Below are 12056 nucleotides of genomic sequence, written 5' to 3'. Positions count from 1 at the left end.
TATAGGCGCCTTTGATGCGGAGTTACGCGGCCAGTCGGCTGATCGGCCAAAGCGCTGGAGTTGACTGACCAACAACCAGCGCCACGCGGGGTCGTCGCGCTGGCCCATATCGCGCCTCATGCGTCTTCGCGCCGTTTTGATTTACAATCCTTCGCCTTTCGCATCGTACCGAGGGCTACCGCAATGATTCACAGCATGACCGCCTTCGCACGTGCCGAGCAGGCCGGCGCTCACGGCACCCTCATCTGGGAGATCCGGTCGGTAAACCATCGCTATTTAGAGCCGCACCTGCGCCTGCCCGACACCTTTCGTGATTTGGAGGGCTCTGTCCGTGAGGCACTGCGCAAGGGACTCTCTCGCGGCAAGGTCGAATGCACGCTGCGCTTTGCCGAGGACGCCACGAACCGCTCGATGCAGGTGGACAGCCATCGTGCCAGCCAGCTGATCGCCGCAGCGGAAAGCGTCGCGGCACTGATCAAACAGCCGGCACCGATCAATCCTTTGGAAGTGCTGTCCTGGCCGGGCGTGCTTGTCGGTGATTCAGCCGACCCTCAGGTGCTGAACAACGCGGCCCTGAAGCTCTTTAACGCCACCCTGACGGAGCTGAAGAATGGCCGCCAGCGCGAGGGCGAAGAGCTTGCCCGCCTGATCAACGAGCGCCTCGACGCCATCACCGAGGAAACCGCCACGCTGCGCTCGCAGGTCCCGCAGATGCTTGCCGCGCAGCGGCAAAAAATCCTCGACCGCTGCGCCGAAATGCGTACCGAACTAGACCCTCAACGCATCGAGCAGGAAATGGTGCTGCTTGCGCAAAAAAGCGACGTGGCCGAGGAACTGGATCGTCTCGGCACCCATGTCAGCGAAGTGCGGCGAGTGCTGAAAGCCGGGGGCGCCGCTGGTCGGCGTCTGGACTTCCTGATGCAGGAACTCAACCGCGAAGCCAATACGCTCGGCTCCAAGGCGTTCGACACGCGCAGCACCCAGGCAGCGGTCAACCTCAAGGTGCTCATCGAACAGATGCGCGAGCAGGTTCAGAATATCGAATAGCAACCACGCCTGGCGCAGGATGCGACCGTCGCATATCCGTTCCGCCGGGCTTCATCAGGCAACAGCCCCAGAGAAATTCATGTCAGCCTCAACCGGTACGCTCTACATCGTTTCCGCGCCTTCCGGGGCCGGCAAGACCAGCCTGGTAAAAGCGCTGCTCGACGCGCAACCACAGGTTCGAGTCTCGGTTTCGCACACCACTCGCCCCATGCGTCCGGGCGAGGTGGATGGTGTCAACTACCACTTCGTCAGCCGAGAAGAGTTTCTCGAACGGCTGCAGCACGATGAATTCCTCGAGCACGCGGAAGTCTTCGGCAACCTCTACGGCACCTCCCAGCGCTGGGTCGAACAGACCCTCGACGAGGGTTACGACCTGATTCTGGAAATCGACTGGCAAGGTGCCCAGCAGGTCCGCCGGCTGATGCCACAGGCCAAATCGATCTTCATCCTGCCCCCTACTCAGGAAGCGCTCCGCCAGCGCCTGACCAACCGCGGCCAGGACAGCGACGAGGTGATCGACAAGCGCATGCGCGAGGCTGTCAGCGAGATGGCTCACTACGTTGAATACGATTACCTCGTGATCAATGATGACTTCGCTCATGCATTGATCGATTTACAGGCGATCTTCCGCGCCAATCAGTTGCTGCAAAGCGCGCAACAAAAGCGCTTCGAGGGTTTGCTCAAGGAGTTGCTGGCTTAGGGCTGAAAGCTGCTTTTCGCTTTTACCGCTTCCCTAACAGCTGGTGATTTTTTAGACTATCCCGTCCGCTCGCCCACTCGGGCACGCTTTACGAATTTGATGAGGAACACCATGGCCCGCGTTACCGTTGAAGACTGCCTGGACAACGTAGATAACCGCTTCGAGCTGGTCATGCTCGCTACCAAACGCTCGCGCCAGCTGGCAACCGGCGGCAAGGAGCCTAAAGTGGCCTGGGAAAATGACAAGCCGACGGTGGTTGCGCTGCGTGAAATCGCCTCCGGTCTGGTGGATTACGACGTCATCGCCCAAGACGACATCGTCGACGACGAGCCGTTGTTCGTGCAGTACGAGGAAGAGCCCAACGAGGCCATCTGATTAAATGCCAGGTCGAAGTCGAGCCGCCAATACGGAGCCGCCCTGCCGGCGAGGAGCAATCCCTTGCTAGCCATAGACGCTCTTGCCGATCGCCTGTCGACCTACCTCGGCGCAGACCAGGTCAATCTGGTCCGCCGCGCTTACTTCTACGCCGAGCAGGCCCACGACGGCCAGCGTCGGCGCAGCGGTGAAGCCTACGTCACCCATCCCCTCGCGGTAGCCAACATCCTCGCTGACATGCACATGGACCATCAGAGCCTAATGGCCGCGATGCTGCACGACGTCATCGAGGACACCGGCATCGCCAAGGAAGCGCTCACCGCGCAGTTCGGCGAGACCGTGGCCGAACTGGTCGACGGGGTCAGCAAGCTGACCCAGATGAACTTCGAGACCAAGGCCGAGGCCCAGGCCGAGAACTTCCAGAAGATGGCCATGGCCATGGCCCGCGACATCCGCGTGATCCTGGTCAAGCTCGCCGACCGCCTGCACAACATGCGCACCCTGGAAGTGCTGGCCAGCGAGAAACGCCGCCGCATCGCCAAGGAAACGCTGGAAATCTACGCGCCCATCGCCAACCGCCTGGGCATGCATTCGATGCGCGTGGAGTTCGAAGACCTCGGCTTCAAGGCCATGCACCCGATGCGCTCCGAGCGTATTCGCGCCGCCGTCCGCCGAGCGCGCGGCAACCGCAACGAGATTGTCGAGAAGATAGAACAATCGCTGATCCACTGCCTCGCGCGCGAAGGCCTGGAAGGCGAGGTGGTGGGCCGCGAGAAACACCTGTTCAGCATCTACAAGAAGATGCGCGGCAAGCGCAAAGCGTTCAATGAAATCATGGACGTCTATGCCTTCCGCATCGTGGTCGACAAGGTCGACACCTGCTATCGCGTGCTCGGCGCGGTACACAGCCTGTACAAGCCGCTGCCCGGCCGTTTCAAGGACTACATCGCGATCCCCAAGGCCAACGGCTATCAGTCGCTGCATACCACGCTGTTCGGCATGCATGGCGTGCCCATCGAGATCCAGATCCGCACCCGGGAAATGGAAGAGATGGCCAACAACGGCATCGCCGCGCACTGGCTGTACAAGTCCAACGAGGACGAAACCCCGAAAGGCACCCATGCCCGCGCGCGGCAGTGGGTCAAGGGCGTGCTGGAGTTGCAGGAACGCGCCGGCAATTCGCTGGAATTCATCGAGAGCGTCAAGATCGACCTGTTCCCCGACGAGGTCTACGTCTTCACCCCCAAGGGCAGCATCATGGAGTTGCCCAAGGGCTCGACCGCAGTGGATTTCGCCTATGCGGTGCATACCGATGTCGGCAACACCTGCATCGCATGCCGCGTCAATCGACGCCTGGCGCCTCTTTCTCAGGCGCTGGAGAGTGGCAGCACGGTAGAGATCGTCACCGCTCCCGGCGCACGCCCCAATCCGGCGTGGCTGAATTTCGTCGTCACCGGCAAGGCGCGCACGCATATCCGCCACGCGCTCAAGCTGCAACGCCGTTCGGAGTCGATCAATCTGGGCGAGCGCCTGTTGAACAAGGTGCTCACCGGTTTCGAAACCAGTCTGGAAAGCATTTCGCCTGAGCGCATCAGGGCCGTGCTCAACGAGTATCAGATGGAGGTCATCGAAGACCTGCTCGAAGATATCGGACTAGGCAACCGCATGGCCTACGTCATCGCCCGCCGGCTGCTGTCCAGTGACGGCGAGCAGGCACCGAGCGCCGAAGGGCCGCTGGCCATTCGCGGCACCGAAGGCCTGGTGCTCAACTACGCCAAATGCTGCACGCCGATTCCCGGCGACCCCATCGTCGGTCACCTGTCCGCTGGCAAGGGCATGGTGGTGCACCTGGATACCTGCCGCAACATCGCCGAAGTCCGCCACAACCCGGACAAGTGCATCCAGCTGTCTTGGTCCAAGGACGTCACAGGCGAATTCAATGTCGAGCTGCGCGTCGAGCTGGAACACCAGCGCGGCCTGATCGCCCTGCTCGCAGGCAGCGTCAACGCCGCCGACGGCAATATCGAGAAGATCGGCATGGACGAGCGCGACGGCCGCATCAGCGTGGTCCAGCTGGTAGTCAGCGTGCATGACCGGGTTCATCTGGCCCGGGTCATCCGGAAGCTGCGCACCATCAAGGGTGTAATGCGGATTACGCGGGTTAAAGCGTAACCAGCTGGAAAGGGTGGCCACATCCACTGGGCTTCGTCTAGCATCGCGCCTCTACTTCCCGCTTCAGGCTTCCTGCTTGAAGCTCTCGACGAGGATCCCCCATGCCCCGCACCGTGATCAACACCGACAAAGCCCCCGCCGCCATCGGCACCTACTCCCAGGCGATCAAGGCCGGCAACACCGTGTATCTGTCCGGCCAAATTCCATTGGACCCTGAGACCATGGAGTTGGTGGAAGGCTTCGAAGCGCAGACCGTGCAGGTATTCGAGAACCTCAAGGCGGTAGCCGAAGCGGCCGGCGGCTCGCTGAAGGACATCGTCAAACTGAATATCTTCCTCACCGACCTGGGCAACTTCGCCACGGTCAACGAGATCATGAGCCGCTACTTTCAGCAACCCTACCCGGCTCGTGCTGCCATCGGCATCGCCGCGCTGCCGAAAGCCGCGCAGGTTGAAATGGACGCCATTCTGGTACTCGACTGAACCCCTGACCCGAGCGGACGCAGGGAGCGCGACTGATGGCAGTACCCCGACTTACGCCTCGCCTGCTGCTCGCGTTGGCCGGATTGCTCGCCGCCTGCGTTCTGTACCTGGCGGAACCGCTGATGCTGCAGAGCCTGCGCAACGGTTTGTTCGACCAGTACCAGCGCTGGCATCCGCGGCCAGCGCCGGCGCGAACACCGGTTCGGGTGGTCGACATCGATGAAGCCAGCCTTGCGCGCCACGGCCAATGGCCCTGGCCGCGCGATCTACTGGCGCAGTTGCTGGAGCGCCTGCAGCAGTCAGGCGCCGCCGTGGTGGTCTTTGATGTGCTCTTCGCCGAGGCCGACCGCAGCTCGCCACGCTATCTGCTGAAGCAGCTGGACCTCCCGCCCGCCTTGGCCGGCACGCTGAACGCCCTGCCCGACCACGATCACTTGTTCGCCGAGGCGCTCGAACGACAGCCCAGCATCCTTGGCTTCGCCACCGCGCACTCACAGTCTCAAACCCGTCCACTCAGCCGTTTCGGCGTGCGGCAACGTGCCGATACCAAGTTGCCGCGTTTCACCACCTACGCCGGTACCATCAGCGCATTGCCGCTGCTCGAAACCGCCGCGGCCGGCAGCGGCGCCATGACCTTTCACCCTGACGCGGACGGCGTCGTGCGCCGCGTACCGGTGATGATCCGCGTCGGTGATCAGCTGTTCCCCTCACTCATCGCCGAAGCGCTGCGGATCTATCTCGACCAACAGCTGTACCACATCGAGACCGCGAGCAATGGAGCGGTCGAACAGGTTGCAATAGGCCCGCTAGCGCTCCCGACCAACCGCCGTGGCGAGCTCTGGCTGCATTATCGCAGCGACATGAGCACGCAGAGCCTGCCTGCGTGGCGCATTCTGGATAGCACGTCCACCGCCCCGCTCGACGGCAGCATCGTGCTGATCGGCAGCTCGGCTCAGGGTCTGCAGGATCTGCGCTTCAGCCCTCTTGGCGGGATGCTTCCGGGCGTTCAGGTGCATGCCCAAGCGATCGAACAGGCATTGACCGGCTCTCCGCTGCAACGCCCGTTCTGGGCCAGTCCGCTGGAAGCGCTGATCCTGTTGCTCGCCGGATCGCTGCTCTGCGTCCTGATTCTTACCAGCGGCGCGCTCACCGCCGCCTGGATCGCAGCCGTAGCGATCGCGTCACTGAACATCGCGGCCTGGTGGGCTTTTTCGCGCCATGGGCTGCTGCTTGACGCCCTGACGCCCTCGATCGGTCTGCTGCTGGTCTATCTCGGCGCCAGCCTTGCACGGCACCGCGCCAGCGAATATCAGCAGCGCTGGATACGTACTGCCTTCTCGCGCTATATCTCGCCGAATCTGGTCAGGCATCTGGTGCGCCATCCCGATCAGCTCCAGCTCAGCGGCGAGCGCCGCTATTGCAGCTTCGTCTTCACCGACATCACCGATTTCACCACGCTGATGGAGAGCCACTCGCCAGAGCGAGTGGTCGGCATGCTCAACGAGTACCTCGAAGGGCTCATCCAGATTGCCTTCCGCCACCAGGGCACGCTCGAGCGCATCGTCGGCGACGGCATGGCCATTCTGTTCTCGGCGCCCCTGACCCAGGCCGACCACCAGGCCCGTGCCTTGGCCTGCGCACTGGAAATCCGCAACTTCACCCGCGCCCACGCAGCCGTTCAACATGCCGCCGGCATCCCGCTCGGCCGCACGCGCATCAGTGCACACAGCGGCGAAGTCGTCGTCGGCAATTTCGGTGGTGCCACCCTGTTCGACTACCGGGCATTGGGCGATGCGGTCAACGTCGCGGCTCGTCTGGAAAGCCTCAATCGTTATCTGGGCACCGATCTATGTGTTTCGGAGGCCATCCGTATCGCCAATCCGGACGTGCCGATGCGCGCCATCGGCGATGTATTGCTCAAGGGCAAGACGCAGCCGATCCGCCTTTACGAGCCCTGCGAAACAGCCGTCGATCACGACTACGATGCGGCATACAGGTTATTGGCCGGTGAGCACGAACATGCTGCCGATGCCTTCGAACAGCTGTCTGCCGAGCGACCGAATGACCTGCTGGTGCGTTATCAGCTGCAGCGTTTGCGGGCCGGCCAGCGCGGCGAGTGCATTACGTTGACGGAGAAGTGAGGCGCTTCAGCGAACGCTGATTTCGACCCGGCGATTGCGAGGCTCGGACACCCCATCGGGCGTATCGATCAGCAGGTTGCGCTCGCCATGTGAGGAAACACGTAGATCGATCACTTCAATGGCTCGGCTGCGCAGCATGTCCGCAACCGCCTGAGCCCGAATTAAGCCCAGCTGCTCGTTCCAGTACGGGCCGCTGAGGGTATCGGTGTGGCCAATGACCGAGACGGCTGACGGACCACGCAGGCGGATCGCCTCGAAAACCTGCTCGACGGCTCGCTCCGATTCCTCGGTCAGCTCCGCGCTACCGATCTTGAAATAAAGCTGGAAGCGCTGCGGCAGTGCCGGTTGAGCCGCCAACGCCGCCGAGAAATCGTGTGCGATCCGCAGCTGACCGACGTTGAACGGCCTGGCGGCCGAGGCGCCGCCGATGGTGACGCCTTGATGCGCCTGATCCAGCCGTGTCTGGCCTTTGGCATCATCGATCACCACAGCGCCAGTGGTGCCGTCAGGGCTTTCCAGCAGTACCACATAGTTGCCCGTCATGCAGCCCGACAGCAACGCGAGACACAGCAGCGCAACCGTATATCGCAGCATCTTCACTGAGCGACCTTCACCAGGAAATGCGTACCGCGCACGCCAATGGTGCCAGTTGGCGTTTTCAGCTCGACGGCCTCGGGCTTGAGCTTGGCAATGACCCCTGAAATGAAGTTCAAGGTGCCGCGGCTGATATGGCCGCTCAGGCGCAGCTCTTCGCGGCTGGGCTCGAAAGCATACTCATCCAGCGTAAATTCGCTGTTGGGACCGAAGGACATGACCGTGTTGTCGCTAAGCGTCACGCCCATCGCGCCGTTGGCACCGGTGCGTAACACCGCGCCGAGGATCACCGCCTGGCCAACGGCCGCGTCGATGGTCTGGTCGCGACTGGTGACGGTCGCCTCGCCTTGCACCGTCATGATGTAGCCGACCGGCTCGACCAGCGCCTGCGCCTGCGCCTGCGCCAGCGGTGCTAGCGCCAGCAGGCCCACGATCAGCAAAGGCCGGATGCGGCTTGTCATGGCGCGGCTGCTATCGCACATCATCATCTCAGTCTCCCTAGCGGATCGCCGATTGTCAGGCCTTCGTCCGGGGCCCCTTACGCAGCACCACGATCACGCCGACGTAAGCGCCAGGCCAGCGTCGGAGAATGCCGGATGGCGGTTGGCAATTACAAGCGCAACGGCCAGCAGAAGCCTCACGGTTGAGCGGGGCGAATCGACTAAGCCGAGGCGAAACGTTCGATCGACCGCCCAGGACCGCCATCCCACAGATTCCGATCGGCTAGCTGATGGGTATCGACATAGCGCGGCGCGCCGTTGATCTCTTCCAGCTCGGTCATGCCGGCGAGCTGATTGACGATGCGGTAGCGCTTGCCGACGGTCTTGTCTTGCAAGGGATAGAGGGCAGCGATCTGCTGCGCCAGTTCGGTCAGGGTGGACATGGTGCGGGTACTGCTCTGGGTACGAAAAGCCAGCCTATTTACTACGGATCACGCCCAATTGCGCGGCGCAGCCGACGTCTAGCAGGCCGCTCATCGGAACGGCTTGTCTTGAGGACTGAAAACCCACCCACGCCTGTTTTTCACCATGCGCCCTACCTTCAGGCGGCCGATTGAGTCAGCGCCGTCCGCGACTTGCTCCACTTGTTCTAAGCACTGCCTCACGCGCTGCGCCGCGTTGGGACGGCCGTACCGGATTCGCACCATAGGCGGGCGCGCCGCGCTTGAGCCACAGACTGATTGATAAGTCAGCAACCGAAAAAATCCGCTCGCAAAACAGGAAGTTAATTCGGACCTGATGCGTTCTGGCACAACCGGTGCACCTTCAAACACAGGCGTCATGCCCTGTTAGTACAAGTTGCTCAACCGCTAAGGTGAAGACAAATGGACAACCGGAACAGCCTGCTTGCAACCTCGTTTCTCGGAACACTCATGGTGCTGAGCGGCCCTGCGGCAGCGGAAACCATCCGCGTCGGCATCGGCCACCAGAGCATGGTCACCAACACCGTCTCCGGCGGCGTTGTGCTGGAAAAGCTCGGCCTGCTGGACCAGTACTTGCCCAAGACGGGCAAATACAAGGATGCGGACTACCAGATCGAATTTCGCGATTACGATTCGGGCCCGCCGATTACCAATCAGATGCTTGCCGGCAAGCTCGACTTCGGCGTCATGGGCGATTACCCACTGATCGTCAACGGCGCCAAATTCCAGGAAACCGGCAAACAGCAGACCCGGTTCATCGCCGTGACCGGATACAACCTCAAGGGCACCGGCAACGGCATCGTGGTGCCAGCAGCCTCCTCCGTGCAGAGCCTCCAGGATCTGGCCGGCAAAAGCCTGTCCACGCCGGTCGGCAGTGCCGCCTGGGGCATGACGCTCAAGGTCCTTCGCGACGCCGGCCTGTCGGATAAGGTCACCCTGGTCAATCAGTCGCCACCCGTAGGTGCAGCCAACATCGCCGCGGGCAAGATCGACGCCCATGCCGACTTCTGTCCCTGGTCGGAAATCATGGAGTTCCGCGGTACTGGCCGGAAGATCTACGACGGCAGCGAGGCAGGCATTCCGACATTCCACGGCATCGTGGTTCGCGAGGAATTCGCCGAAAAATATCCCGAGGTGGTCGAGGGCGTGCTCAAGGCGACGATCGCCGCACAGAAGTGGATCAGTGAAGACCCGATGCGTGCCGCCACGCAAGTGGCCGAGTGGACCGGCGTCGACAAGGAAGTGCTCTACCTCTACTTCAGTCACGGCGGCATCTCGACCATGGAAGCGAGCATCAAGCCGCAATGGGTCGATGCCATGAAGTACGACCATGGCCTGCTGCAAAAGGAAATGCAGATTCCCGACCTCGATTTCGCCACCTGGATCGATGACTCCTACCTAAAGAAGGCCTATGCCGCGTCAGACCTCGATTACGACGCGATGGTGCAGAACGTGGTCAGCCCCACCCCACGTGCGCCAGGGCGCAAGCCCGCGGAAATCTGGTTCGCTGAAAAAGGCGTCGTTGCCTACGACGACACCGCCGCGATGCTCGCCGCAGAAGAAGCGGCCAAGGGCGACGGCACCGCCATCAACGCCACTTACGTCTACGACAACCTCACCGGGCTGAAGCTGTTCGGCAAGGCGGCCTACCTGATCAAGGACCCGAGCGGCGAAGTGCTCGCCTTCATGAAGAAAAGCGACTCCGAGCGACATATCGCCGAAAGCGGCGGCGTGCCGCTGACCGCCGCGCAACCGGTCGCGATGTTGCCCTGATCCGCTCGTATGCGCCGTAGAGCGCACATCAACCTGAGCCGAGGAGCGTAGCCATGAGTGTCAAGCCGAACCCCGTGTTCGATTCAGCCACGGCGGTGCCCGCAGCGGTAGCGGCGCCTGCGCTGGAAGTTGCAGCAGCGCCCAGCCCGTCCGCTGCGCCGAGCGCATCCGCCAATGGCCTGCCGCGCCGGCGCCTGCCAGCCATGACCGGTCGCTATCTGGTGCGCATCGCCGCGCTGCTGATGGCGTTGGTGATCTGGCATTTCGCCGCCAGCAGCGGCTTCAACTTCTTCATCAACTTCGAGAACGTGCCGACCCCGCTTCTGGTGGGTGAGGCACTGGTCACTCAGCTGTCCAGCTCGGAGTTCTACCTGCACATCGCCCACAGCATGGAGCGGATCGCCATCGCGTATGCCTACGCCGTGGTGCTGGGCGTGCTGACCGGTGTAATGATGGGCCGCTCGCGCTGGGCCGAAGACATCATCCTGCCGTATATCGAGCTGTTCCGGCCGATTCCGGCAGTGGCCTGGATCCCGCTGGCGATCCTGATGCTGCCAACGGAACAGTCGAGCATCGTTTTCATCACCTTTCTCGGCGCCTTCTTTCCCATCGTGCTGAATACCGTGCACGGCGTGGAGCAGACGCCGGGCGTATTAGTCCGCGCCGCGCGCAGCCTCGGCGCCAGCAAGAAAGCGATCCTCTGGCACGTGGTGATCCCAGGCGCCATGCCGAGCATTGTTGCCGGCCTGGCGATCGGGATGGGCGTGGCCTGGTTCTCTTTGCTGGCTGGCGAAATCATCAGTGGCCAGTACGGCATCGGCTATTTCACCTGGACCTCCTACACCCTGGTCAAGTACCCGGAAATCATCATCGGCATGCTGACCATCGGTGGCCTCGGCACCCTTTGTACCCTGCTCGTTCGCAAGGCCTGCAACCCGCTGCTGCACTGGCAGGCCAAGGGAGGTCGGCCATGAACAGCGCCGTACAAGACAACCGCCTCGCCGTGCTCGACCACAGCCGGCTACGGGCGAAGGCCAACGCCAAGGGCGACGGTCGCGGCCACATCAGCGTGCGCAACCTGCACATCGAATTCGACCATCAGGGCGGCAAACGCGCCGCGGTGCAGGACGCGCAGCTGGATATCCGCCCCGGCGAGTTCGTCTGCCTGCTTGGGCCGTCCGGCTGTGGCAAATCAACGCTACTCAACGCCATGGCCGGCTTCGTCAATCCGACTCGAGGCGAGCTGAGCATCGATGGCAAGGCGGTCGATTCACCCAGTCCGGATCGCGGCATGGTGTTCCAGCAGCATTCGCTGTTCCCCTGGAAAACCGTGCGCGACAACGTCGCCTTCGGCCCGCTGATGGCAGGCGCTTCACGCAAGGAAGCGTCCAGCGTGGCGCGCACCTTTCTGTCGCTAGTGGGGCTCGCCGCGTTCGAGGACGCCTATCCCTCGACACTATCCGGTGGCATGCAGCAACGCGTCGGCATCGCCCGCGCGCTGGCCAACTACCCCAGCGTGCTGCTGATGGATGAGCCCTTCGGTGCGCTGGATGCACAGACGCGAATCATGATGCAGGAGAACCTGCTGGAGATCTGGCGCGAGTTCAAGAACACCGTGGTGTTCGTCACCCACGACATCGACGAGGCCGTGTTTCTCTCCGATCGCATCGTGGTAATGAGCGCCAGCCCCGGCCGGATCATCGCCGACATCAAAGTCTCGCTGCCTCGGCCGCGCGAGCAGAGCCTGCTCACCAGCACCGAGTTCATGGACTACAAGCGCCAGTGCCTGGACCTGATCCGTCAGGAAACCCTGCGCGCTTTCCAGCAGCAGAACGGAGGCTGAGCCATGC

The 12056-nt window shown here is 62.4% G+C and carries 12 protein-coding genes; 9 read left to right on the top strand and 3 right to left on the bottom strand.

Annotated features, from left to right (window positions below; translation table 11 throughout):
- Positions 1-183 precede the first annotated feature (183 nt).
- The 6 genes from V6943_RS06290 (at position 184) to V6943_RS06265 (ending at position 6917) form a co-directional block, all read left to right on the top strand.
- Positions 184-1047, top strand: coding sequence for a YicC/YloC family endoribonuclease (locus V6943_RS06290; RefSeq protein ID WP_181104710.1), 864 nt, complete (start codon positions 184-186; stop codon positions 1045-1047).
- Between the two features lie 79 nt (positions 1048-1126).
- Complete coding sequence (gene gmk / locus V6943_RS06285) at positions 1127-1747, top strand: guanylate kinase (protein WP_181104712.1); 621 nt, start codon at positions 1127-1129, stop codon at positions 1745-1747.
- Positions 1748-1858: 111 nt separating this feature from the next.
- On the top strand, positions 1859-2122 hold the full coding sequence (gene rpoZ / locus V6943_RS06280; protein WP_131651441.1) for a DNA-directed RNA polymerase subunit omega: 264 nt from the start codon (positions 1859-1861) through the stop codon (positions 2120-2122).
- A 63-nt stretch (positions 2123-2185) separates the two neighbouring features.
- A complete protein-coding gene (gene spoT / locus V6943_RS06275; RefSeq protein WP_131651440.1) occupies positions 2186-4294 on the top strand; it encodes a bifunctional GTP diphosphokinase/guanosine-3',5'-bis pyrophosphate 3'-pyrophosphohydrolase in 2109 nt (702 codons plus the stop codon).
- A 101-nt stretch (positions 4295-4395) separates the two neighbouring features.
- Positions 4396-4776, top strand: coding sequence for a RidA family protein (locus V6943_RS06270; RefSeq protein WP_340552910.1), 381 nt, complete (start codon positions 4396-4398; stop codon positions 4774-4776).
- Positions 4777-4811: 35 nt separating this feature from the next.
- Positions 4812-6917: a CHASE2 domain-containing protein gene (locus tag V6943_RS06265; RefSeq protein ID WP_340552909.1), complete on the top strand. Its 2106-nt coding sequence runs from the start codon at positions 4812-4814 to the stop codon at positions 6915-6917.
- A 6-nt stretch (positions 6918-6923) separates the two neighbouring features.
- Here V6943_RS06265 and V6943_RS06260 read toward each other — a convergent pair whose 3' ends face one another.
- The 3 genes from V6943_RS06260 to V6943_RS06250 all read right to left on the bottom strand — a co-directional run bounded on the left by V6943_RS06260 (position 6924) and on the right by V6943_RS06250 (position 8394).
- Entirely contained in the window at positions 6924-7511 is a 588-nt protein-coding gene (locus V6943_RS06260) for an OmpA family protein (RefSeq protein ID WP_340553043.1), read from the bottom strand.
- 2 nt (positions 7512-7513) lie between these two features.
- Positions 7514-7972, bottom strand: coding sequence for a FecR family protein (locus V6943_RS06255; protein ID WP_340552908.1), 459 nt, complete (start codon positions 7970-7972; stop codon positions 7514-7516).
- Between the two features lie 200 nt (positions 7973-8172).
- Positions 8173-8394, bottom strand: coding sequence for a hypothetical protein (locus V6943_RS06250; protein ID WP_131651437.1), 222 nt, complete (start codon positions 8392-8394; stop codon positions 8173-8175).
- A gap of 441 nt (positions 8395-8835) precedes the next feature.
- Between V6943_RS06250 and V6943_RS06245 the strand changes: the two genes are divergently transcribed.
- From V6943_RS06245 to V6943_RS06235, 3 genes are read left to right on the top strand one after another with little or no spacing between them, the layout of a single operon-like run.
- Positions 8836-10206 (top strand): ABC transporter substrate-binding protein, encoded by a 1371-nt coding sequence (locus tag V6943_RS06245; protein ID WP_340552907.1) that lies wholly within the window; start codon positions 8836-8838, stop codon positions 10204-10206.
- A 53-nt stretch (positions 10207-10259) separates the two neighbouring features.
- The gene (locus tag V6943_RS06240; RefSeq protein ID WP_231752186.1) at positions 10260-11180 is read left to right on the top strand and encodes an ABC transporter permease; all 921 of its coding nucleotides are present in this window, start codon (positions 10260-10262) and stop codon (positions 11178-11180) included.
- Positions 11177-12049 carry an ABC transporter ATP-binding protein gene (locus V6943_RS06235; protein WP_181104724.1) on the top strand — a complete coding sequence of 291 codons (873 nt, stop codon included), beginning with the start codon at positions 11177-11179 and terminating at the stop codon, positions 12047-12049. Before V6943_RS06240 ends, V6943_RS06235 begins: the two co-directional genes overlap by 4 nt.
- Positions 12050-12056 lie beyond the last annotated feature (7 nt).

The organism is Pseudomonas sp. CBC3 (genome assembly GCF_037967085.1).
Lineage (GTDB): Bacteria > Pseudomonadota > Gammaproteobacteria > Pseudomonadales > Pseudomonadaceae > Stutzerimonas.
Note: the sequence above shows the minus strand (reverse complement) of the source record. Positions and strands in the feature narration are given on the sequence as shown.